The organism is Flavobacterium sp. Sd200, from assembly GCF_009826935.1.
Classification (GTDB): domain Bacteria; phylum Bacteroidota; class Bacteroidia; order Flavobacteriales; family Flavobacteriaceae; genus Flavobacterium.
In genome coordinates this window covers 192534-216947 of the sequence record NZ_WUMN01000001.1, presented here as the reverse complement: position 1 = coordinate 216947, position 24414 = coordinate 192534, and the positions used below count along the sequence as shown (strand labels likewise).

24 protein-coding genes are annotated in these 24414 nt (G+C 37.9%); 10 read left to right on the top strand and 14 right to left on the bottom strand.

What is annotated here, in order from left to right:
* Positions 1 to 22: 22 nt before the first annotated feature.
* The 5 genes from GR160_RS00965 to GR160_RS00945 form a co-directional block, all read right to left on the bottom strand.
* Complete coding sequence (locus GR160_RS00965; protein WP_160747960.1) at positions 23 to 1075, bottom strand: 2,3-butanediol dehydrogenase; 1053 nt, start codon at positions 1073 to 1075, stop codon at positions 23 to 25.
* A gap of 88 nt (positions 1076 to 1163) precedes the next feature.
* Positions 1164 to 2690: an aldehyde dehydrogenase family protein gene (locus tag GR160_RS00960; protein ID WP_160747959.1), complete on the bottom strand. Its 1527-nt coding sequence runs from the start codon at positions 2688 to 2690 to the stop codon at positions 1164 to 1166.
* 142 nt (positions 2691 to 2832) lie between these two features.
* Entirely contained in the window at positions 2833 to 3747 is a 915-nt protein-coding gene (locus GR160_RS00955) for a phospholipase A (RefSeq protein ID WP_160747958.1), read from the bottom strand.
* Positions 3748 to 3873: 126 nt separating this feature from the next.
* Entirely contained in the window at positions 3874 to 4935 is a 1062-nt protein-coding gene (locus GR160_RS00950) for an inorganic phosphate transporter (RefSeq protein ID WP_160747957.1), read from the bottom strand.
* 25 nt (positions 4936 to 4960) lie between these two features.
* On the bottom strand, positions 4961 to 5605 hold the full coding sequence (locus tag GR160_RS00945; RefSeq protein WP_160747956.1) for a DUF47 domain-containing protein: 645 nt from the start codon (positions 5603 to 5605) through the stop codon (positions 4961 to 4963).
* A 196-nt stretch (positions 5606 to 5801) separates the two neighbouring features.
* On the opposite strand from GR160_RS00945, the gene GR160_RS00940 reads away from it, so the two are divergent.
* The gene (locus tag GR160_RS00940) at positions 5802 to 7430 is read left to right on the top strand and encodes an acyl-CoA carboxylase subunit beta (protein WP_160747955.1); all 1629 of its coding nucleotides are present in this window, start codon (positions 5802 to 5804) and stop codon (positions 7428 to 7430) included.
* A gap of 571 nt (positions 7431 to 8001) precedes the next feature.
* Here the strand turns inward: GR160_RS00940 and GR160_RS00935 are convergent.
* Complete coding sequence (locus GR160_RS00935; protein WP_160747954.1) at positions 8002 to 9636, bottom strand: NADP-dependent glyceraldehyde-3-phosphate dehydrogenase; 1635 nt, start codon at positions 9634 to 9636, stop codon at positions 8002 to 8004.
* 187 nt (positions 9637 to 9823) lie between these two features.
* Between GR160_RS00935 and GR160_RS00930 the strand changes: the two genes are divergently transcribed.
* On the top strand, positions 9824 to 10717 hold the full coding sequence (locus GR160_RS00930; protein WP_160747953.1) for a sulfite exporter TauE/SafE family protein: 894 nt from the start codon (positions 9824 to 9826) through the stop codon (positions 10715 to 10717).
* A 68-nt stretch (positions 10718 to 10785) separates the two neighbouring features.
* Here GR160_RS00930 and GR160_RS00925 read toward each other — a convergent pair whose 3' ends face one another.
* The 4 genes from GR160_RS00925 to GR160_RS00910 form a co-directional block, all read right to left on the bottom strand.
* Positions 10786 to 11304: a DinB family protein gene (locus GR160_RS00925; RefSeq protein WP_160747952.1), complete on the bottom strand. Its 519-nt coding sequence runs from the start codon at positions 11302 to 11304 to the stop codon at positions 10786 to 10788.
* Between the two features lie 2 nt (positions 11305 to 11306).
* On the bottom strand, positions 11307 to 13883 hold the full coding sequence (locus GR160_RS00920; RefSeq protein ID WP_160747951.1) for a phosphoenolpyruvate carboxylase: 2577 nt from the start codon (positions 13881 to 13883) through the stop codon (positions 11307 to 11309).
* Positions 13884 to 13962: 79 nt separating this feature from the next.
* On the bottom strand, positions 13963 to 14442 hold the full coding sequence (locus GR160_RS00915) for an Lrp/AsnC family transcriptional regulator (protein ID WP_026300077.1): 480 nt from the start codon (positions 14440 to 14442) through the stop codon (positions 13963 to 13965).
* 84 nt (positions 14443 to 14526) lie between these two features.
* The gene (locus tag GR160_RS00910) at positions 14527 to 15681 is read right to left on the bottom strand and encodes a M14 metallopeptidase family protein (RefSeq protein WP_160747950.1); all 1155 of its coding nucleotides are present in this window, start codon (positions 15679 to 15681) and stop codon (positions 14527 to 14529) included.
* Positions 15682 to 15953: 272 nt separating this feature from the next.
* On the opposite strand from GR160_RS00910, the gene GR160_RS00905 reads away from it, so the two are divergent.
* On the top strand, positions 15954 to 16532 hold the full coding sequence (locus GR160_RS00905; RefSeq protein ID WP_160747949.1) for a helix-turn-helix transcriptional regulator: 579 nt from the start codon (positions 15954 to 15956) through the stop codon (positions 16530 to 16532).
* 262 nt (positions 16533 to 16794) lie between these two features.
* Here the strand turns inward: GR160_RS00905 and GR160_RS00900 are convergent, their stop codons facing one another.
* On the bottom strand, positions 16795 to 17400 hold the full coding sequence (locus GR160_RS00900) for an NUDIX hydrolase (RefSeq protein ID WP_160747948.1): 606 nt from the start codon (positions 17398 to 17400) through the stop codon (positions 16795 to 16797).
* Positions 17401 to 17407: 7 nt separating this feature from the next.
* On the opposite strand from GR160_RS00900, the gene pyrE reads away from it, so the two are divergent.
* From pyrE to GR160_RS00880, 4 genes are all read left to right on the top strand, one after another.
* Entirely contained in the window at positions 17408 to 18052 is a 645-nt protein-coding gene (gene pyrE, locus GR160_RS00895; RefSeq protein WP_160747947.1) for an orotate phosphoribosyltransferase, read from the top strand.
* A gap of 104 nt (positions 18053 to 18156) precedes the next feature.
* Positions 18157 to 18627: a hypothetical protein gene (locus GR160_RS00890; RefSeq protein WP_160747946.1), complete on the top strand. Its 471-nt coding sequence runs from the start codon at positions 18157 to 18159 to the stop codon at positions 18625 to 18627.
* 36 nt (positions 18628 to 18663) lie between these two features.
* Positions 18664 to 19056, top strand: a complete 393-nt coding sequence (locus GR160_RS00885) for an SRPBCC family protein (protein ID WP_160747945.1) — start codon at positions 18664 to 18666, stop codon at positions 19054 to 19056.
* Between the two features lie 134 nt (positions 19057 to 19190).
* Positions 19191 to 19901, top strand: coding sequence for a DUF4241 domain-containing protein (locus GR160_RS00880; RefSeq protein ID WP_160747944.1), 711 nt, complete (start codon positions 19191 to 19193; stop codon positions 19899 to 19901).
* Between the two features lie 68 nt (positions 19902 to 19969).
* Here GR160_RS00880 and GR160_RS00875 read toward each other — a convergent pair whose 3' ends face one another.
* Together GR160_RS00875 and GR160_RS00870 are read right to left on the bottom strand one after the other, a co-directional pair.
* Positions 19970 to 20590: an L-threonylcarbamoyladenylate synthase gene (locus tag GR160_RS00875; RefSeq protein WP_160747943.1), complete on the bottom strand. Its 621-nt coding sequence runs from the start codon at positions 20588 to 20590 to the stop codon at positions 19970 to 19972.
* 129 nt (positions 20591 to 20719) lie between these two features.
* Complete coding sequence (locus GR160_RS00870; protein ID WP_160747942.1) at positions 20720 to 21232, bottom strand: DUF6155 family protein; 513 nt, start codon at positions 21230 to 21232, stop codon at positions 20720 to 20722.
* A 122-nt stretch (positions 21233 to 21354) separates the two neighbouring features.
* Here GR160_RS00870 and GR160_RS00865 point away from each other — a divergent pair, with 122 nt between their 5' ends.
* From GR160_RS00865 to GR160_RS00855, 3 genes are all read left to right on the top strand, one after another.
* Complete coding sequence (locus GR160_RS00865; RefSeq protein WP_160747941.1) at positions 21355 to 21723, top strand: hypothetical protein; 369 nt, start codon at positions 21355 to 21357, stop codon at positions 21721 to 21723.
* Between the two features lie 125 nt (positions 21724 to 21848).
* The gene (locus tag GR160_RS00860) at positions 21849 to 22133 is read left to right on the top strand and encodes a DUF3817 domain-containing protein (RefSeq protein ID WP_160747940.1); all 285 of its coding nucleotides are present in this window, start codon (positions 21849 to 21851) and stop codon (positions 22131 to 22133) included.
* Entirely contained in the window at positions 22134 to 23378 is a 1245-nt protein-coding gene (locus GR160_RS00855) for a mechanosensitive ion channel family protein (RefSeq protein ID WP_160747939.1), read from the top strand.
* Here GR160_RS00855 and holA read toward each other — a convergent pair.
* Positions 23375 to 24379, bottom strand: coding sequence for a DNA polymerase III subunit delta (gene holA, locus GR160_RS00850; RefSeq protein ID WP_160747938.1), 1005 nt, complete (start codon positions 24377 to 24379; stop codon positions 23375 to 23377). The genes GR160_RS00855 and holA overlap by 4 nt on opposite strands.
* Positions 24380 to 24414: the final 35 nt, after the last annotated feature.

Here is a 24414-nt window from a genome sequence, read left to right as displayed (position 1 = left end):
TATGCCTGAAATAAGTTTAGAATTATCCGTTTATATCTACCAATATTTTTACCTGAGACGGATTGGAAACGAGAGCTTCAAAACCATCAGTAACAATATTGTCGAGACCAATTTTTTGTGTCACCAGTTTTTCTACCGGCATGCGGCCACTGTCTATAAGACTTATAACCTGCGGAAATATATTCCTGTATGCAATAATACCTTTGATTGTAATTTCGCGCACCACTTGTGCAAAAGCATCGTGCGTAACAGGTTTTCCAAACAGGGCTACAAGCACTGCAGTACCACCATTGCGAAGACTTTTTATTCCGTTATTAAAACTAACCTGAACCCCGGCAGCATCAAGAAACACATCAGCACCTCCATTGGTCAGTTTTTGTATTTGCGCTACTACATCGTCAGCTTTACCGTTAATAACATGTGTTGCCCCTGCCTCTTTAGCTTTTTCAAGCCTTTTATCGGCAATATCGACCACTATTACATTTGCTGCACCAGCAGCAATAGCAGCCTGCACACACAACAAACCAATTGGCCCGGCACCATAAATAACACATGATTGCCCAAGTTTTAAACCACTTTGCAATACAGCATAAACAGCTACGGCAGCAGGTTCTACAAGCGCACCCTGTTCAAAACTCATCGTATCGGGAATTTTGTGCACCATATAATCTTCTACTACAGTATATTTTGCAAAACCACCGTTTGATGTTAAGCCCACAAAACCAAGCGGTTCAGATAAATTATATTCGCCATTAGCAATAAAAGGACTGTCAGGATTTTTAAAAAGCGGTTCTACCACTACCCTGTCTCCGGGTTTAACGGTGGTTACACCTTCGCCCACTTCGCTCACCACTCCTGAGAATTCGTGCCCAAGTGTGGTAACTCCCTGATGTCCGTTAAGTGAATAAGGTTTATCTACAGGAATAAGCATTGGGCCATGACTGTATTCGTGTAGGTCTGACCCACAAATACCTGCAAATTTTACTTCAATTTTTACTTGTTTTTTTCCGGCAACAGGAATTTCTGCCTGCTCGACACGGATATCTTTTGCAGCATACCAACGTGCTGCTTTCATTGTTTGAGACATTCTTATTTTATTTGTATTATTTAAAAGCATAAAAAATGCAGGCCGCAAAAGCAGCCTGCAACCCCAAAAAATTATCTTAGAAAAAGCCTAATTTCTTTTTATCGTAAGATATAAGCATGTTTTTGGTTTGCCTGTAGTGATCAAGCATCATTTTGTGGTTTTCGCGTCCTACACCCGATTGCTTGTATCCTCCAAATGGTGCACCTGCAGGATAGTTATGGTAGTTGTTTACCCATACACGGCCTGCCTCTATGCCACGCGGCACCTGATAGAGTTCGTGCGCATCGCGTGTCCATACACCAGCGCCAAGCCCATAAATAGTATCGTTGGCAATTTCAAGAGCCTCTTCGGTAGTTTTAAAAGTTGTTACGGCAAGTACAGGCCCAAAAATCTCTTCCTGGAATATGCGCATTTTATTATTACCTTTAAAGAGTGTCGGCTTAATGTAGTAGCCTTCCTCAAGACCGTCTACATGGTTGGCAGCACCACCTACAAGTACTTCGGCACCTTCTTCTTTACCAAGTTTAATGTATCCCAATATTTTATCATACTGCACTTTGCTTGCCTGTGCACCCATCATAACAGTAGGATCTAACGGATTACCAATTTTAATGGCTTTTACACGCTCTATGACACGTTCTATAAAAGCATCGTAAATGTCTTCGTGTACCAACAAACGCGACGGACAGGTACACACCTCGCCCTGATTGAGAGCAAACAGTACGGCACCTTCTATAGCCTTATCAAGATATTCGTCATCAGCATCCATTACCGATGGGAAGAAAACGTTTGGTGATTTACCACCAAGCTCTAAAGTAACCGGAATAATATTCTCGGTAGCATACTGCATTACCATACGTCCAGTTGCCGTAGAACCTGTAAAGGCTGCTTTTTTAACCTTAGGATTTGTTACCAAGGCCTTGCCCAATTCCGCACCAAAGCCATTTACAATGTTTACAACACCTTCAGGAATTAAATGCCCTATAAGTTCGAAAAGATACATTATAGAAATTGGTGTGCTCTCGGCAGGCTTTAAAATAACTGTATTACCCGCTGCAAGTGCCGGAGCAAGTTTCCATACTGCCATCAGTATTGGGAAATTCCATGGAATTATTTGTGCGATAACACCAATTGGCTCATGTATAATTAAAGAAAGTGTGTCTTCATCCAGTTCGTTAGCCGATCCTTCTTCAGCACGCAGTACGCTGCCAAAATACCTGAAATGGTCTATTGCCAACGGAATATCTGCGTTAAGAGTTTCACGTACAGCCTTACCATTATCATAAGTCTCTACAGCCGCAAGTGCCTCAAGATTATCTTCCATAACCTGTGCTATTTTAAATAACAGGTTACTCCTATATGTAGGCGAAGTTTTGCCCCAGGTTTTAAAAGCTTTTTCGGCTGCATTTACAGCAAGCTCAAGATCTTCTTTAGAAGAATGTGCCGCCTCTGAGAATTTTTTACCGTTAGTAGGCGAAATAACGTCAAAGTACTTACCATTTACAGGTGCAGTCCATTGACCGTTTATGTAATTATCATATTTGATTTTTAGTTCAGGGAGCTTAATTAAGTTCTCTTTTTTTGGTTCTGCAATTGTGCTCATAACTATTTGAATTTAGTTTTATTCTATCAAAGTTATAGCACTACAACGATTAAGAATAGCATAAAATCGTCAAATAGTAGCACAATTTTATCAATAACACTTTTTTAGCACAGATAAATTACGAAGTATTAAAAACTCTAATCTAATTCCATTCAATTAACGATACACCTAAACCAATGGTTGTTTGCCTGTTATTATAATCTATAAGGGTTTCGCCATAGCCATGTGTGAGTTGCAGATAAGCTTTTAAATTCCCAAACAACCTATAAGACCATGCAGCCTCAGCATATCCGCTAAAATGCCTGTTAAAGCTAAAATTAGAGCTCCCTATAAAAGACAGGTCGCTTCTCCCCATGCTGTAAGTAACTGTTACATCTCCCCTGCCTATGCGATCAACTATATCGGGGTTGTCATCGCCTTTTGCATCATCAGGCAACCGTATCCATGGGCGCAGATACACCTGCCAGTTGTTTTTAGTAAACCCGGCATGAAATATTATCCTGTTCCAGCTTCGCGACAACGGCATAGGACGACCATTGCTCTGGTGGTTAAAGCTAACGCCGGTCATGCGGTTCGTAAATCCGAACATTTTAAGGTTGGTTGCAAAATTCAGTATAACCTCAGGCTCATAGTTAGTTTCCCTAAACGGTCTAGAAAGACTGCTTGTATATACCTGCCAGTGCGATTTTTGAGTATAAGCGACCCAAAGATCGCCGTAGCGTCCAAAAATGGTTTGCAGTATTTTTACTTTAAAGCTTATCTGGAATTTAGCTTCAATGTTATTAAAATCCTGGCCCTCGGGAATAACGTAGCCTTCTGACGGATTGCCACTATAGGGCCTGTCGTTAGGCTGGCTCGACCACCTGAACGGAAGAATGTAGATAGGCTTGTAGGGCGTGAATACAAATGTCCCGGCAGAAGTAAGGGTATCCAGCTCCCAACGCTGTGCCATAGAACGCTGCCTGTTGTTATTAAAGGCCGAACTTACCTGAGCGCCGGCAACAGAAGTCATTAATAACAAAAAAGAAAGCAGGCATAGGTTTTTCTTGTAGTACATAAGTAACTCTGTAAGTGGATGCTTACCAAAGATACTGTTATGCCTACAAAAAAAATATAGCCGCTTTGTTAAAACGGCTATAAAGTTTTTATGAATAACTGAATGACTTATGTCTTCAGAATTTTCCTAAGAAGTAAACAACGATATTACGTAATACATTAATCCGGCAATTATTGCAGATACAGGTATTGTAAGAACCCATGCCCAAAGCAGGCTTATGGTTACCCCCCAACGCACGGCAGATATCCTTTTTGTAATACCCACACCTATAATAGAACCTGTAATGGTATGCGTTGTAGAAACCGGAATACCCATATGTTCTGAAGCATAAAGTGTAATAGCACCTGCAGTTTCGGCCGCCACACCTTCAAGAGAGTTAACCTTAGTAATTTTAGAGCCCATGGTTTTAACAATTTTCCAGCCACCACTCATAGTACCAAGACCAATCATCATAAAGCTGGCAAGAGGTACCCAATACCAGTGCTGAACAAAATATTTAAACGGATCTTCTACAAGATAATTAGGATCTACATCTATATTAGTATGATAAAATATTACGGCAGCACCAATAATACCCATAACTTTTTGTGCGTCGTTAGCACCATGGCCTAAACTGAATAGAGCCGATGATACCAACTGCAATTTCCTGAACCATTTGTCTGCCTTAGACGGATTTGCATTACGGCAAACATTCAGGATAAAAATGGTTATAAAGTAAGCCACAACCATACCTATAAACGGTGCAGCAAAAATAAACAGCACAATAGGCAACACCTTGGCATAATTAACAACCGTATTAAGGTCGGCACCCGGAATAGTAAAAGCATGGGCCAGTGCCGCACCCATAAAACCACCAATTAGTGTATGCGATGATGATGATGGGATGCCCAGTTTCCAGGTAAGCAGGTTCCATGTAATTGCCGCTACAAGACCTGCAAAAATAACCTCAAGGGTAATAAAATCTTCGCTAACGGTTTTGGCAATAGTGTTACCAATTTTAAATTCGCCCACTATATACATAGATATAAAATAGGCCAGGAAGTTAAAGAAAGCAGCCCAAAGCACTGCCTGAAAAGGTGTAAGCACCTTGGTAGCCACAATGGTTGCTATAGAGTTTGCTGCGTCGTGAAAACCGTTTATAAAGTCGAACGCTAACGCAAGCACAATTATTATTATAAGTAGCGTCATAAAGCTTTGCTTAAGTAATTGGTATTTAAGAATGTTTTACTGTAATAGACTCCAGTACATTCGCTACTCCTTTACATTTATCGGCAGCAGTTTCTAACGACGACAGTACTTCTTTATATTTAATAATATTCTTAGCATCGGTCTCATTTTCAAATATATCAGCAACTGCTTTATCAAAAACGTTATCTGATTTATTTTCAAGTTTATTAAGCCTGATGCATATCTCTGCAATGCCTTTAAGGTTTTTCATATCCTTAAGATCGCCCACTGCAACCTGAATAAGCTGGCAGCTTTCAAGAGTTATCTCGGTCATTTTACGGATAGACTTTGTAATTTTTTCTACCTGGTACAGCCTCATACGGTTAGCTGCACCATAAAGATAATCTGCTACATTGTCCATAGCTGTAATAAGTGCATGCACATCCTCCCTGTCGAACGGGGTAATAAAATTACGGCTAAGTTCTAGATTGGTTTTATGCGCTATCTCCTCTATAACAGCCTCAAGCTCTTCTATTTTTTTAAAATAAGCCTCTCTTTCTGCTTTAGGGGCATTTACAGCCTCGTGTAGCGTTTGGGCAAGAATTACAAGGTTTTGTGCTGCCTGCTCAAAAAGCGGGAAAAATTTTTTATCCTTTGGTACAAGAAACTGGAAGATACTGTTTATAGACATTTATATCAAATTTTATGGTGCAAATGTAAATCTCCAATGTTAAGAAATTATTAAGTAATTATAAACATGAGGTTATTAAAGCAAAAGGGAGTAATAACAATATTTTTATGAGTATTTCAAAAAAATATTTTATTTACAAACGTTTTCGTATTTTAGCAGTGAACAAATGTAATTATATTTATAATACCATAAAAGTATGGATATTAATTTCAATAAAAACGAGGACCACAACAAACTTCTTTTGAGCACACTCAGGCAAAAACTTGCCAAAGTAAAATTGGGAGGCGGAGAAAAACGTATTGAAAAGCTGCACGCCGAAGGCAAAATGACAGCACGTGAGCGCATTAACTATTTACTGGATGCCGATGCTCATGCTATAGAAATAGGTGCTTTTGCCGGAGAAGACATGTACCCGGAACATGGTGGGTGCCCAAGTGGTGGCGTGGTAGTAAAAATAGGCTATATAAAAGGCCGACAGTGCATTGTTGTTGCTAACGATGCTACAGTTAAAGCCGGGGCGTGGTTTCCTATTACAGGCAAAAAGAACCTCCGTGCACAGGAGATAGCCATAGAAAACCGTTTACCTATAATATATTTGGTAGACAGCGCCGGGGTGTACCTGCCTTTACAGGATGAAATATTTCCTGATAAAGAACATTTTGGCCGCATTTTTAGAAACAATGCCATTATGAGCAGTATGGGCATAACACAAATTGCTGCCGTTATGGGCAGTTGTGTGGCGGGCGGTGCTTATTTACCTATAATGAGCGATGAAGCACTTATTGTTGACAAAACCGGAAGCATATTTTTAGCCGGAAGCTACCTCGTAAAGGCTGCCATTGGCGAAAACATAGATAATGAAACACTTGGCGGCGCTACTACTCATTGCGAAATATCGGGAGTAACAGACTATAAAGCGAAGGATGATAAGGATGCCCTTGACAAGATAAAGAACATTGTAGATAAAATCGGTGATTATACCAAAGCGGGATTCAGCAGGGTTGCAGCACATAAACCCGAATTGGCACAGGAAGAAATTTATGGCATATTACCAAACCTTCGCAACGAGCAGTATGACATGATGGAGATCATTAAACGCTTGGTTGACAGCAGCGAATTTGAAGAATACAAGGCGGGTTACGGCCAAACCATAATTACCGGCTATGCCCGTATAGACGGTTGGGCTGTAGGTATTGTAGCCAACCAGCGCAAAGTAGTTAAGACAAAAAAAGGCGAAATGCAATTTGGTGGTGTTATTTATAGCGACAGTGCCGACAAAGCTACCCGTTTTATAGCCAACTGTAACCAAAAGAAAATTCCGTTGGTGTTTTTGCAGGATGTTACAGGATTTATGGTTGGCTCTAAATCAGAGCATGGCGGTATTATTAAAGACGGTGCCAAGATGGTAAATGCTGTTAGCAATTCAGTCGTACCAAAATTTACTGTTGTAATAGGCAACTCTTATGGAGCCGGTAATTATGCCATGTGCGGAAAAGCTTATGATCCCAGGTTCATCGTGGCCTGGCCAAGTGCCGAGCTTGCCGTTATGGGCGGTGCACAGGCTGCCAAAGTGCTCATGCAAATTGAAGCTGCATCACTTAAAACCAAAGGCGAAACGCTAACCCCTGAAAAAGAAACCGAAATGTTTAACAGAATAAAAGCTAAATATGATGCGCAGGTATCGCCTTATTATGCTGCTGCACGTTTGTGGACTGATGCTGTAATAGACCCAATAGATACCCGAAAATGGATATCTTTAGGTATAGAAGCCGCCAACCACTGCCCTATTGAAAAACAGTATAATCCGGGTGTGATTCAGGTGTAGCAAGATTATTATCAAAAAGCAAAAAATAAAGAATTACATTTGAAATTAGAAATAATTTTAATGTGATGAGGAAAACATATTATATTTTAACCTATCCTGCCTGTGTAATCCTTGGGCTGGGTTATCTATTCAGAATTATGCACTGGCCGTACGCTATACTTTTAATAGTAATAGGTTTTTCAATTATTTTATTTGGGATTATTCCGCTTTATCTCTACAACAGATACAAGAATAAACGATGATTTAAAAATACAAATGAAATATCGTTTAAGCCTAAAAAATTGACAATTTGTATTTTTTATAAAAGAAGATGCTAATAAATAAAAGCGGAGGCCCCCTACAAGCCTCCGCCTAAGTTTTTGTTCTAATACTAAAAGTATTCGAACACCAACACAAACACACTAAGTATTAAACATATTTGCTTAAAAGCAGCAAAAATGATAAACACTAAAGCACAAAACTACATATTAGGTTTCAAATTGAAGCAATAAGACTGTTAAAAATTAATTAAAATAGGTTTACATAAAAAAGAGGCCGAAGCCTCTTTAAGTTATATTTTGAATACAAACGATTAAAAAATATAGTCGGTACTTAAAAAATTAGAATCATGGTCGCGTACTATGGTGTTTAGCAACTCCTTATTAGCTTCAGTATTTTTTGCAGCTACCAATGATCGAATTGAGAACGAACGCAACGCATCAAATACCGATAGTGTACCCTCAGCACTGTCCTTACGGCCTGTAAAAGGAAAAACATCGGGTCCGCGCTGCGCCTGGCAGTTAATATTAACACGGCTTACCAAATTAACAAATGGATCAATAAGGTTTGCCACCTCCTGAGCGTCATTGCTAAATATACTTACCTGCATGCCATGAGAGGCTTCTATTTGATATTTGATAGGCTCATCTATAGTTTCAAAAGGCACAACCGGCACGATCGGGCCAAATTGCTCTTCATGATACAACGTCATTTTATCATTAACAGGATAAACAACCGCAGGGAATACTAACGATCCGTTAGTAACACCACCGTTTTCATTAATAACCTTACCCCCATTAGCAATGGCATCTTCAATACAATCTTTAAGATAGGCAGGTTTGTCAAGCTCAGGCAGCGGAGTTATTTTTACATCTTTATCCCACGGCAATCCGGGTTTCATTGCAGAAACTGCAGTACTAAGCTTTTGTACAAACGCATCAGCAATGTCTTTTTGAACAAATATAAGTTTAAGTGCTGTACAACGCTGCCCGTTAAATGATAATGCACCTAACAAACACTCGTTAACTGCCACATCAAGATCGGCATTTTTAGTTACAATGGCAGCATTTTTAGCATCAAGACTCAAAATAGCCCTCAAACGGTTTACTTTAGGGTGTTGCTTTTTAAGCCCGTTTGCTACTTTACTTGAACCAATGAACGCTAAAACATTTACCTTGCCGCTCTCCATTATTGGCGATATAATTTCCGATCCTTTTCCGTAAAGCGTGTTTACCGTTCCCGGAGGAAAAGCCTCTTTAAATGCTTTAAGCAACGGGTAGTGCGCCAGCACACCATGCTTTGGCAGCTTAAACAATATGGTATTACCCATTATAAGAGCCGGGATGAGTGTAGTAAATATTTCGTTAAGCGGGTAGTTAAACGGCCCCATGCTTAGCACTACTCCAAGAGGCGAGCGGCGAATTTGTGCCAACGTGCCCTCAGCCTGCTGAAAACGCGATGACTCACGGTCAAGGTCTTTAAGCGCATCTATGGTAGCGTTAATATATTCAACTGTACGGTCAAACTCTTTAGTAGAATCTGCAAGGGTTTTACCTATTTCCCACATAAGCAGGTTTATAACCTCATCGCGCTCCTTTATCATTAAATACACAAATTTTTCCATGCATTTAATACGGTTCTCCACACTCATGGTTGGCCACTCTCCCTGTCCGTTGTTGTAGGCTGCAACAGCGGCATCAAGGGCTTCCATAGCCTCTTTTGGCGATGTTTGTGGGATAGATCCCACCACTTTGCGCCCGTAGCTGCCGTCAGATTTTACAAATACCGGCGAAAGTATATCCATGGTCTTACCACTCCATGGTACTAATTCCCCGTTTAAAAGGTATTCGCGTTGGTGTATAGGGTTTATTTTAAATTTCTCGGGAATTTGGCTTTCTTCTACGAAAATGTTTGCGAAAGCTTCTGTGCCTGCATTAATGTTTTCCATAAAGTGTATTGTGTTTATTTATACAGAATAAAGTTAGGTAAGTAAAATGTAATGAAGCGCATTGTGAAAGGTTTTTTTTATTAAAAAATCTTTATCACTTTTTATGACTGCTTAAAGCAAATTTGTTTATTATATTTGCACACACTATTACTCTATAGAAATAGTATAGTAAATTAAAAACTATCGAATGACCAGGATTTTATTGCAACTGGAGAAAGCCACGAACACTATTAGTTTTAAACAAATTGCCATTACAATGTTGTTATTAAAATTAGTAATTGTGGGCTATTTTGCCTACTTGCTTATTGGCGAACTTTATAATGGTACACTGCTTTTTGACAGCACCTTTTTTATATTTATGACCGTAGGTTTTCTTGCTCAGGTAGTAGACGGTGCTTTGGGAATGGCTTATGGCGTTAGTTGTACCACACTGCTTATAAATTTTGGCATACCTCCTGCCCTGGCTTCGGCAAGCGTGCATACCTCTGAAATTTTTACCACAGGCATATCCGGATTGTCACACATAAAATTTAAGAATATTGATAAAGGACTATTTTTTAAAATAGTAGTAACAGGAACACTTGGTGCCGTTTTGGGAGCTTATCTTATTGCTGATTATTTTGATGGTGATATTGTAAAGCCTTATATATCTGGTTATCTTATTTTATTAGGCTCCTATATTATCTATAAAGGATTTGCCAATAAAATAAACACAAATAAAGCAGTAAAAGGTGCACCATTACTTGCATTGTTTGGCGGATTTTTAGATACCATTGGCGGTGGCGGTTGGGGACCAATAGTTACATCTAACCTTTTAAGTCAGGGCAAAAATCCCCGCGAAGCAATTGGCACTGTAAATACTGCTGAGTTTTTTATAACCTATTTTGCCACTGCCATTTTTGTATTTATACTTGGGGTAAAGCATTGGCAAATAATACTCGGCCTGATAGCCGGAGGCGCACTTGCCGCACCTTTTGGGGCTTTTCTTGCCTCAAAGATAAACAAGAGGGCTTTGTTTTTCATGGTAGGAATACTTATAATAATTACTTCGGGCTATTCGCTTTATAAAGCATTATTATAAAACCCGAAAGCACTAAAACATAAAGGGCGGCATTTTAAAATGCCGCCCTTTATGTTTTAGTAATCTCCTTACAAATATCTTTCTTTAAAAACATTCAAATGATGTTTTTGATGACCAATAATTATAAAACCTATTGCCCTTACCGACGCAGTATTGCCCGAAGCTATACCCCGCTTTAAAAAATCTTCGCTATTAAAAGACTTAAAAAGCATAATGGTAGATTGCCTTACTATTGACAGCTCTGTAAGAAGGTCCTGTAATTTTCTTTCCGCCCCATTAGCAGTAGCGGCAAACAGGTTTTCGTCAAATCCGGGCAACTCAGTACTGTCATTACGTGCAAAACGCAAAGCTCTGTAAGCGAATATCCTCTCAGTGTCTATAAGGTGCTGTAGGATATCTTTTATTGTCCATTTACCTTCAGCATACCGGTAATCATATTTATCCATGGGTATATCCTGAACAAAACGAATAAGGCTGTGAACGCTTATTTCCAGCTCTTCTATAAGTGTCCACTCATTGCCCACCAAAGGCAGGTAAGTATCATAATACCGGGCATATTCTTCCGGTTTCAAATCAGTAACTTTCATTATTAAGCAGAGTTTCTTGCAGCATTAATATTACCAAACAGCGAGCGTGTAACTATTTTTTCATACACTTCAAGCAATGCATCGTCCTGTTGGCCATTTTTCATTTTTCTTATCGCACTAAGCGCATATTGCTGTATGGTTAGCAGGGGTACTACTATTTGCTCACGAAGTTTAATAGAAGCCTTACCATCAGGGTAATTCTCCATAAGTTCTTTATAGCCTGATATTTTAAGCAACAGACGTTTGGTTTCTAAAAACTCGTTGTATATAATTTCCCAGAATGCACCAAACTCAGCATCATCTTTCATATAGGCCGTTAAGGGAAAGAAAGACTTGGTTAGCGACATCATACTGTTTTCGAGCAGTGTCCTGAAAAATAATGAATCCTGATAAAGCGCCTGTACTTTTTCCCATTCTCCTCTTTTTTCATATTCGCCCAATGCAGCTCCGAGTCCAAAAAAGCCCGGTACGTTTTGCTTTAACTGACTCCACGACCCAACAAAAGGTATTGCCCTTAGATCGGCAAAATCAAGCTTACTGTCAGTATTACGTTTAGACGGACGGCTGCCAATGTTAGTCTTTGCATAATAATTAAGAGTACTCATTTTTTCCAGGTACGGCAAAAACTTGTCATGGCCTTTAAAATCCATGTACTTTTTATAGCTAATCCTTGCCATATCTTCTATTAGTGCTTTCTGGTCATCACTAAATGGCTTGTCACTTTTATTAAACACCCCATTGGTTATACCCGCACTTAAAAGATTCTCAAGGTTAAAACGGCAAGAATCAGGCGTACCAAAGTTAGAACTTATGGTTTGCCCCTGTATCGTTACCTGTATTTCCCTGTTTTCAATGCCAGGCCCCAGCGATGCATAAAACTTATGTGTTTTACCGCCACCACGTGCCGGAGGACCACCTCTACCATCAAAAAACACCACTTTAATGCCATGCTCACGCGCCATTTGAGTAAGATTTTCTTTAGCCTTATAAATACCCCAGTTAGCCATAAGGTAGCCACCATCTTTAGTACCGTCGCTAAAACCAAGCATTATGGTTTGGCGGTTTCCTCTCGATTTAAGGTGAGCTGCATAACGCTCATTTTCATACAAAAGCTTCATTACGTGCCCCGCATCTTCAAGATCGTCTACGGTTTCAAACAAAGGAACAATGTCTACAGGAGGCGTTTGCCAGCCTAAAAGACTAAACAGCGTCAAAAGTTCCAGCACATTAAGAGCACTTTCGTTATTACTTATAATGTATCGGTTAGAACCTTTTTCCCCATTATTTTGTTGTATGGTTTTGATTGCCAGTATTGACTCAAGAGTTTTTCGGGTGTCTTCGTCGTCAAAATCTTCAGGAGAAATATTTGCCTTGAGCCTGCTTAAAGCTTCGAGCTTAGTTTTCTCATCAAAATTGGCATATCCGTTAACCGAATCATTAGCTTTTTCAAGATGCTTTATAATGTTGGTAAAAACAGCATTATGTATTTTACTGTTCTGGCGAATATCAAGCGATGCAAAATGGAAACCAAAAAGATTTACTTTATTTATAAAACAATCAATTTGGTCTAAATATAATGATTGGTGCTGGTTAATAATGATCTCTCTTATTTCTGCAAGGCCCTTTTTAAGTTCGTCAAGGGTAATGAATAGTTCTCCTTTAGAATAAAATACCGATCGGTATAGGCTTTGCTCAAGCTCTCCTATTTTTTCGTGAACGCTGTTAAAGGTAAGTTTACGCTTAAGGTCGCGCACATCGTTATAATAACATTTTAAAATTGATGTCCTTAGTCTGTCTGCCACTTTAAGCGTAATTTCATTCGTCACGAACGGATTACCGTCACGGTCGCCACCCGGCCAAAAACCGAATGATATGACAGGGCTTGGCAGCAACTCGCCATCATATACTGAATCCTGTAAATAAGATGAGATATCGCCTGCAGCGTTATAAAACACATTCTCTAAATACCACAACAAACTTATAGCCTCATCATAAGGTGTTGGTTTTTCTTTTTGTATAAAAGGAGTTTTGCCTAGCTGTGCCAGCAGGGTCTTAATTTCGCCGAGGTTATTATTTTTAATAGCATTAGTCAATGAAGTGATGATACCCAATACAGACCCCGGGTAGAACTGCGTTGGGTGAGCCGTTAGCACCGGACGTATGCTAAAATCTTTTAAAAACTCTCTTAGTTCCTGCTTTTGCCCATGATTTTCTGCTTTTTCGCGGCTTTCACGTAACGATCCGCTGCCTTCCAGATTATTGAGCTTACTAAAAGCAGCGTCTTCTATAGCATCGAAAAGCACTACCTGACGTTCAACATATTGTATAAACCTAAACATAAGGTCTATTCTTTCTTTATCGCTATATTCTGTAAGGTATTTTTCGGCAAACTCATTAAAAATCCCCTCAGGACTCTTACCATTCTTAAAACCTTCATCACAAATTTCTGAAAACAGCGGCAACAATGCACCTGTATTATCTATTGCCTGAAATGGCAGGGTAATAAAGATGCTGTTAAAAAGCTGGTATTTAAGCTGAACGTCTTCGTTAAAACGCTCTATTCTGGTTGCAGGATACATGTATTATTTTTTTGCTGAATTTAATAAAAAAACCCCCTTGCCACCAAGCAAGAGGGTATTAATATTTTGATAAAAAATCTTACAGGTCTTTAAAGATGGTGTGCATCAGCCTTTTCTTATCATTAATGCTTTCTTCAAGCGATATCATGGTTTCCGTCCTGTAAACGCCTTCAATATCGTCTATCATAAAGATAACTTCTTTTGCGTGCTTGGTATCTTTTGCTCTTATTTTACAAAAGATGTTAAACTTACCTGTTGTAACATGTGCCACGGTTACAAATGGTATTTCATTTATCCTTTCAAGCACAAATTTAGTTTGAGAAGTGTTATGAAGAAACACACCAACGTATGCAATAAAAGAATATCCAAGTTTTTCATAATCCAGTGTAAGAGAAGAACCCATAATAATACCGGCATCTTCCATCTTTTTAACCCTTACGTGTACCGTTCCGGCAGAGATTAAAAGTTTTTTTGCAATGTCAGTAAATGGCACCCTTGTGTTGTCAATCAGCATATCTAATATTTGGTGATCAACCTCATCTAAACGAAATTTGCTCATAAAAATGTGTGTTTTAAAAAGGTTTATGTATCTGGTCGAGGTATTAAACTTTATTAAATTTTCACTTTATAAGAAATGTACTGCTTAAATTTCCTGTCCGTTAACAAATTTTCTGCTTTTTCCTATCAAAAAATCTGCTTTTTCATCTATTTCAGGAAAATCAGACCCATTTTGTGAGGTAAATTCTGCGCCGTTGCAGTCAATTTCTGCGTGCCCATGCTTACCCTCTAAATTGCCTATTTCACTAATAAACGCTCGAAAAATTACAGAATTATCAAATAATACTTCCCTATATTGTGATGCAAAATTCGTGAATTTTTCTTTATTTTCATAATTTATCTTAACTTTTTTATATATCAAATCATAAAAAACAATCTTATTTTGAGGAATATCGAAATATTCTTCGATTTTATTTTCAACTAAAACGTTTTCGTTAATTGACTTAAATCCTGAAAATAATGCAAAAAAGATAAACTTACGGGTTTGCTCCCTTTCATAATCGTTTTCATAATGCCCGGCTTCAAATAATATAGTTGGCACATTTAACGACTGAAACATATCGCCAATGCAATTAATATTAAATGAATCATCAAACCTACCCACCTGCCCCGGAATATAGTTTTGCAGCGTTTTATTCATATCTGCAATAACATTTATTGCTTTTTGCCTTACATCGTTTATATCACGCTCATTATTATATGCAGGCGCCAAGAAAGAAACCGTTGCAGGCTTTGGATCATTACCTACACCAAATATGGTTCGCTGGTCGTGCATATTAAAACAATAATGCGGTTTAAAGGCTTCAAAACACTTTCTTAATAACACACTTTCGGGCTGCGAGAGGTTTACAGAATCGCGATTTAAATCTACCTCATTTGCATTGGCACGAGTGTACAATTCTGCTCCGTCAGGGTTAACTATAGGTAGTATAAACAAGGTAAAATAGTCCAAAAAAACTCTGGCTGTTTCATCTCCGTTTTTCAGGAAATTTAAAAGGTCAAAGATTGCTTTTGTGGTAGTAGATTCGTTACCGTGCATCTGCGACCATATAAAAATACGCACATTTCCATTACCTGCTTTTATACCATAAATAGGTTTTTGCTGTACAGAGACCCCTTCAGTACTTACCTCAAATACATCTTTCAATCTTTCAAGCAAAGGCTCAATATGTTTGTTTGTAATATATCTTCCATACAGAGTTTGCTCCTTATTAGCATTATAAATGGCTTCTAAATTCATGTCAATATTTTAAATCATTACAAAAGTAAACATCCTTTGTTTTACAATTGTAAACAACAAATAAAAACAGTGTGTTTACAATTGTGAAAAGACGTTTTTAGCATGTATCATTGAGATGATCTTTAAATTAATTTACACTTGTAATATTTTAAAATCCAGTATTAAGAGTGTGTTTATATAAACTTTTAAATTAGTATATAATCCATCTTTATGCTCCCTGTTGCATAGCTTAATTATTTTGTTTACATTTGTAAAAATAAACACAGTTTACAATGTTAAACATAGATAATTTCATAAAAAGGCTTGAGATACTACTCAATTACTACAATATTTCAGCTTCGGTTTTTGCCGATAGGCTCGGTGTACAACGTTCCAGCTTATCACACCTTTTGTCGGGCCGGAATAAACCCAGCCTTGATTTTATTTTAAAGATTGTTGAAACTTTTCCTGAAGTAGACCTCTACTGGCTGCTCGATGGCAAAGGCAGTTTTCCTAAAAAAGAAGGAGATGAAAATGCAGTTACAAAACCTTTAATACAACCCGAACCAGTAGTAGCACCTACTGCCCCGGAGCCGATTCCTGCTTCCTCTCCCGCACCTGTTTTTGCTCCCTCTCCTGCTCCTGTTTTTAATGTGGAACCCGAGCTTTTTTTTGAAGAAGAAAAACCACCTGTGCAACCTAACAAGCCTGATCTTTTTAGTGCACCTGAGTCGCCCCAAAAAGAGCCTGCAGCCGAAGAAAAAATTATACAAAAGGAAGACAATAAAATAACGTTGAACAATGCCGGAGAGATAGAACGCATTGTTGTGTTTTATAAAAACGGTGTTTTTAAAAACTATAACCCGGGATAAATAAAAAACCCCGGATGCCTTATAAAAAGCAGCCGGGGCCATTAACCAATAAAACAAACACAAATTATCTTTAAACCCTTCTAAAAGTATAATGTAAACAGTACACGATTTATCGGTTAAAATATTTTGCTTTTATAAAATTACAACTCATAATTGTTAAATACTCTCAACATGTAGTTAAACTGTTCTTAATAGTTTTACAATAAAAAAAGCTGCAGGTAGTGTGCAGCTTTTAAAACATTGAGGCATTTAAATCAAAGAATCATTCCTGTATTATTTTATGCTCCTCAAAAAGAAGCTTTATGTTTTCATAAGAATTTTTTAAGGCCTCTTTAATTTCGGCAGGGCTTAGCCAGGCAACTTGTTCAATTCCCTCCTCTGCCTGTCCTGTCAGGATTCCGTTATAATTGGTTTTCATTTCAAACCAGTGTGTCACCTTAAGTTTGTAGCTGCCGTTGCGCTTAAATATATGATAGGTTTTTTGCAGCTTGTTCACAATCTTTAATCCGCCTACCCCGGTTTCTTCCTCTACCTCCCGTAGGGCCGTTTCTTCAATGATCTCCCCTTTCTCCATCCCGCCTTTCGGTAAATCCCATTTTCCGTTGCGCAATATAAAAAGTACCTTGCCTTCTTTATTATATACAAGCCCCCCGCCTGCTTTAGCCACAGGAAATTTTTCTTTAAGCATTTTTAATGAAAGCTTCTCGTCGGGATGATATAAAAAAGCTTTGTCTATCTTATGGTTAAACATCTTAACAATAAGCTGCTCTATATCAGCTGTTTCTAAAAGAAAAATCTGAAAATCAGTTTCCTTTTCAACAGTACTGGTTAAAAAAAGAGGTTTATCGTTTACAAAAACTTTATACATTTGCACTATGATTTTTAATACAGACACAGCCAAAAAAACAGCCGAATTGCTTTTACAAATAAACGCAATTAAATTAAATCCTAAAAGTCCTTTTACATGGGCTTCAGGTTGGAAATCGCCTATTTATTGCGATAATAGGATAACTCTTTCATTTCCACCAATAAGAAATTACATAAGGGAAGAATTTGCACGCCATATAGAAAAAGAATATGGCCGCCCCGATGTTATTGCCGGTGTAGCCACAGGAGCTATAGGCATTGGCATACTGGTTGCCGAATATATGGGACTCCCATTTGTATATGTTCGCCCTGAGCCAAAAAAACACGGTCGCCAAAATCAGGTAGAAGGCTTTTTACAAAAAGGACAGAATGTTGTGGTGGTAGAAGACCTTATTAGTACAGGCAACAGCAGCCTCCAGGCTGTAGAGGCATTAAGGGCAGCCGGAGTAAATGTAAAAGGCATGGTTGCTATTTTTACCTATGGGTTTGACATCTCTGTAGAAAATTTTAAAAATGCAAAAGTAAACCTGCATACACTTGGCAACTACAGCACACTTCTTGAACTTGCCGTTTCTAAACAATACATTACTGAAGCGGAACATGAAACCCTGAAAGAATGGAGTAAAAATCCGTCTGCATGGGGGCAGGAATAATTCCATACAGATAAAATATATTTTCAAAATAAGGATTCCCTCAATGAGGGAATTTTTTATTGGTATAGTATTGCAATCAAAATATGATACAAATACAATTAACCATGAAAAAAATTATTTTATTTCTTGTCCTTACCCTAAGCACAATTTCATTTGCTCAGCTAAAAAAAGTAGAAGCCAGCGCAGAATCTAATATCATTACCATTGGTAAAGCCCAACAATTGGGTGCTCCCCTTGAAGCTTCTTGTGATAAAAAAGGTAATACTTACTTTTTTACAATAAAAAACTCAGCTTATAAAACTTTAACAGAATATAAAACATTTTCTTTTGAAGATGTAGACAATACTTTTGAAGATCTTTACAAAACCATTGAGGAGGGCTTTAACACTATGCCAAAAGAAGCCGTTAAACTTGAATTGCCTGATCATTACCTTTGGCTAAAATTTGACAAGTTTTTTGGAGGGGCCGTACTAACGATAACATTCTCTGAAGACAAAACTGCCAGTACACAGCTTATATCGTCTAATCAGATAGCAAAAAAACAAATTGAAAAGCTTTTTGGCAAAAGAAAATAATCTGTACTTTTACTGTATAAATTATAAACTTTTACAATGAATTTAGACAGTCCAAAGGTTACCGTGCAAAAACCTGCTCAATATATTTTTGATGCCCTTAGCGATGTTAAGAACTTTGAAAAACTAATGCCTGATAACATTGCAAAATTTGAGGTAACCGGAGAGGAATCGTTTATTTTTGCTCTAAAAGGCATGCCTGAAATTAAGCTTAAAATGAAAGAAAAACAGGCGCCAAATAAAATTGTACTTGGTGCCGCCAGCGACAAGCTGCCTTTTACATTAACCGGAAATATTACTGAAACAGGTACAGAAAGCAGCGACATTCAGCTTTTTTTTGAAGGTGAGTTCAACGCTATGATGGCCATGATGATAAAAGGCCCTATAACCAAATTTATAGAAACGCTTGCAAACAACATGCACAAGCTGTAAATAAAAATATACCCCTTAACAAAGCCCTTTAGCAAAACTAAAGGGCTTGTTTATTTAACGGTTAAAGATTTTATAAAACAATCTTTACACCACATTATTTGATTAAATTTAACAAACAAAAAAAACTAATACCCATGAGCAATACAAACGATCTTGAACTCCCTTATAACCTTAACGAGCTTATTAGCGACGAAGGACTGGTAGAAATACACATTGGCGACGTAAACCTGCCAACGGGCCAAATTATTGCGTCAGATCCTTTTTTTACAACAGAACAACGCCCTTTTTTGCGTACTGTAGAGCCCGATAAATACCCTGTTTATATTCATGTTGCCGAAGTAGACGATTTACACCATCGTATTGCTTATGCTAAAATAAAATTTCGTACAGACGAACCCACAAAATGGGTACTTGCCATTACAGACGATATTAGCCCAGAAGAACTTGATGAGCTTGAAGAAGATGAGTTTTATGGCTTTCCTGTAGAATCCGGACTTGCTGCCTTTCTTGATGCCGAAACAGCAGCACAGTTTACAGCCAAGATAGATAAACTCGAAGAAACTAATCCTGAAGGTAATTTTTATGATGATGTTTTATCTCCGGAATTTATGGAATATTCGGGTAAAAATAACTTTTCACGCGAGTTGGGCGACTGGAACGATCACAAAATAAGTGCTGATTCAGACAATAATGTTATTATGTTCGCTTCCGGATGGGGAGACGGCTACTATCCTGCTTATTGGGGTCTAAATGATAACGGAGATGTTATAGAGTTAGTTATCGATTTTCTGTTAGATGAGTTTGACGACCTTGATGACGAAGAAGATGACGACTTTGAAGAATAAAAATAGTACATACATAGACAAAAAAATCAGCCCAAAGAGGCTGTTTTTTTTGTTTAGAACTTTGACGCTTAAAAAATGTCTATGTCTCCTTTACCTTCCCTAACCACAACAGGTTCTGAGCCTGATAGATCTATGATAGTTGAAGGACTATTGTCTCCATATCCTCCATCTATAACTACATCTACAAGGTTTTGCCATTTTTCAAAAATAAGTTCAGGATCAGTGCTGTATTCAATTACCTCATCGTCATCATAAATTGAGGTAGATACTATAGGGTTTCCTAATTGTTTTACAATTTCTATGGCAATAGGATTATCGGGCACACGAATGCCCACCGTTGTCTTATTTTTAAAAGCTTTTGGCAAATTATTATTACCAGGCAAAATAAACGTATAAGGTCCCGGCAGAGAGCGTTTCAGGATTTTAAAAGTAGCCGTATCAATCTGTTTTACATAGTCTGACAAGTTGCTAAGGTCGCTGCATACAAACGAAAAATTAGCTTTCTCCAGTTTGATTCCTTTAATCCTGGCAATGCGTTCTAAAGCTTTTGTATTGGTAATATCGCAACCAAGGCCATACACAGTATCTGTAGGATATATAATTATGCCGCCATCCTGCAATGCCTTTACTACTTTTGCAACTTCTTTTTCGTTAGGGTTTTGCGGATATATTTTTATAAACTGAGCCATACTTTTTCAGGTTAAAAGTTTTAAGTCAAAGGCTTTTATCAAAAACCTCAACAATATTCCTACAAAATTAAGCTTTAGTATGCTATACATTATCCATATTAACAAATTTTAGCACTGCAATAAAAAGGTTTATTCAAAATTATCATATATCCTTTCAAACTCTTTTTCATTGTCCCACTTTTGCCGATAAACTTCGCTGTGCACATTTGCAACACGCGATTTAAACTCGGGCTTTGCTCCATTCACTATAACATAGTCAACCACTTGTTTGTAAGAGTTTAATATGCTTTTATAGAACGATCCGTAACGCATTTCGCGCTTTGCAGAATATTTTAACGCGGTTTCGATATTAAAAAGCATAATATCGGCAACTATAAACGGGTCTACCCCAAGAGTTAAAAAATGTTTGATGTATTTCTGCGCTACAGATCGGCGCAACTTGGCACGCTTGCCACGTGCAGGAAAATATTCGTTAGTGATTTTTGCCTTTGCTTCCTGTTCCAGCTTGTCTTCTTTAGGGTTAAAAACAAAATTATAGTAGGCCTTAACATCGGTAAATTTTTCATAAAGAGACAATAGCTGTTCTTCCAGCTCTTCTTTAGGCAATGATGCAAGGTATTTTTTAAGGTCGCGTTTACTCATATACAGCAGTAGATACAGGTTAATTTTTCTATCATAATAAAATCCAAAAAAGATATGGTAAAATTAGATAAAATACTATTTTTGCCTTTCTTATTAAACTCACAAAAACTTAAATATTTACTGTGGAAAATCCGAGTGCACAAAAACTGATCAATAAAATACAGCTGGACCTCTTTAAAAAAGGTTTTGACGCAGAGGTATTGATTGCCGACCTGAAAAAATTACGCGAATATTCCCTTGAAGAAAATAACCCTGTGCTTACAAAAGCCATACGCCTAACGTATGAACACCTTGAAGCTAACGGCGCGTTCCTTATACCTATACCCGATGATGAGCCTTTAGAAGACGAAGAGCTTGTTACTGACGAAGCACCGGCCAACGAAAACAATCTTGAAAGCCTGGAATATCTTATAAACCTTTTTAGTGATCTTTCTCACAAAAACAATATATTAGATCTTAGAGAATACAATAAAGCGTTCTTAGCGTTTTAATTCTTTAAATATCTTAATAATCTAAAGCCATTTGTAACCCAAATGGCTTTTTTATTTTTACATTAAATTGCATTTTTGCTTTAAAACCAAACGTTGCTTGGCTACCTTTGCAAAAATTTAATTTTATGATACGTTTTTTTAAAATAATTGCCACTCTTGAGGGTATATCGCTACTGCTTTTGTTTTTTGTTGCGATGCCTTTAAAATACTTTTTTGATAACCCCGAGTATATCCGCCCAATGGGTATGGCACACGGACTGCTTTTTATTGCCTACATTATTATGGCACTGATGCTTAAGTTTGAACAGGACTGGCCTGTAAAAAAAATGCTTATTGTATGCCTTGCTTCTATTGTACCCTTTGGCACATTTTATATAGAATACAAATATTTCAGGACTCAAAAAAACTAAATGAGCGTATTTAACTGGGCATATAAACTACTTCGCGAGGCTAATGTAGACGGCATGACGGCATCTTACATTAACCTCGCAGTAGATATTGTTATTATTACTATTGTAGCATACATTTTAGATGCTATAGCTAAAAAAGTATTAATAAAAGTTATGGGCGTAATGGCGCAAAGAACAAAATCGTCTTTTGATGATTTTTTGGTTGCCAATAGAACCCCTAAATATATTGCCCACGCTTTTCCGCTTTATTTTATTTACAAAACCGTACCTCTTGCCTTAAAAGGTTTTACCTACTGGGATTATATATTTGACAAGACCATAACCATTTGTGTTATCCTGCTTGTTTTATGGATCGTGAGGAGCATACTCAATGCGCTACAGGACCATTTAAAACTGCAACCAAGCTATAACGATAAGCCTATAGACAGCTACATACAGGTAGTAATGATAGTGCTTTGGATATTTTGCACCATAGCCATATTGCTTATACTGCTCAACACCAATATGGTGACGCTATTGAGCACTTTTGGTGCCATATCGGCTATTATTATCCTTATTTTTAAAGACACAATACTGGGGTTTGTGGCAAGTATTCAGGTAACCATTAACGATATTGTTCGTATTGGCGACTGGATTACTATAGAAAAATTTGGTGCCGATGGCAATGTTATCGAAATTAACCTGGCTACCGTTAAAGTCCAGAATTTTGACATGACCACTACTACCATACCAACATATAGCCTTATATCAGACTCGTTCAAGAACTGGCGTGGTATGCTTAATTCTGACGGGAGGCGTGTAAAAAGGCATATTCTTATAAAAGCCAATAGTGTGCGTTTTATTCATGAAGACGAACTGGAAAGCCTGAAAAAAATACAGCTCATATCTGCTTACCTTGACCATCGCCAAACCGAGATAAATAAATATAACACTACCCATAATATAGACAAATCGTTATCTATAAACGGGCGAAACCTTACCAATCTGGGTATTTTTCGTAAATATATAAACAGTTATATTGAAGATTATCCGGGAGTAAATAAAGACATGATAATAATGTGCCGACACCTGCAGCCCACAGAAAAAGGCATACCCATTGAAATTTACCTCTTTACAAAAGACAAACGCTGGATTAACCACGAATACATAATGGCCGATATTTTTGACCATATAATAGCATCTGTAGGTTATTTTGGGCTAGAGATATTTGAGCTGCCTACAGGCAAAGATTATGTTGAGGCTTAGTTAAATATCTTAACTAACATTTCTCTTAAAAGATCTGATTGCGGAAGGGCACTGGCTCCTACTCCTTTGCTCTTAACATCTATATCGCGCAGGGTAGCCACAATGGCACTCACCTTTCTCATAGGGTAGTTACGCAGCGCAATATCATAATCCTTTAAAAAGTATGGATTTACTTTAAGCATTTTAGCTGCATTTGCAGGGCTTTTATCTTTCAATCCATGATATTGCAGCAATTGTGTAAAAAATCCAAATACAAGCCCTACAGTCATTACCAGCGGGTTGTCTTTAGGGTTATTGGCAAAATGATCGGCAATTTTATAAGCCTTTAACTGATCGCGCTCTCCTATAGCCTTTCGGAGCTCAAACACATTATAATCTTTACTTATGCCAATATTCTCTTCAATATGTGCAGGTGTAATGGCACTTCCTTTTGGCAAAATAATAGTAAGCTTGTCAAGCTCATTGCTAATTTTGCTCAGGTCGTTGCCCAAAAACTCGACCAACATGGCAGCAGCTTTAGGCTCTATGGTATAACCCTTGCCCGAAAGCACTCTTTTAATCCACTCCCCTACCTGGTTTTCATACAGCTTCTTACTTTCAAACACCAGCCCGTTCTTGTCTATAAGCTTTGTAACTTTTTTGCGTTTATCGAGGGTTTTATATTTATAGGCAATAACAAGTACTGTGGTTGGCTGTGGGTTTTCGGCATAGCTTTCCAGCTTTTCTATAGTACGGCTCAGCTCCTGGGCTTCTTTTACAATAACCACCTGCCTGTCGGCCATCATGGGGTAGCGTTTAGCATTGCTTACCACTTCTTCTATAGTAACATCGCGACCATAAAGCACCATTTGGTTAAAGCCTTTCTCGTCTTCGCTAAGCACATTATCTTCAATATATTCTGTAAGCCTGTCTATATAATACGGCTCTTCTCCCATTAAAAAATAAATGGGCTTAATGTTGCCCTGCTTAATCTCGTTTACGATCTTTAAAACTTCGTCCACCCTTTGTGCTTTGTTATTTGTTGGCTAAAAATTTT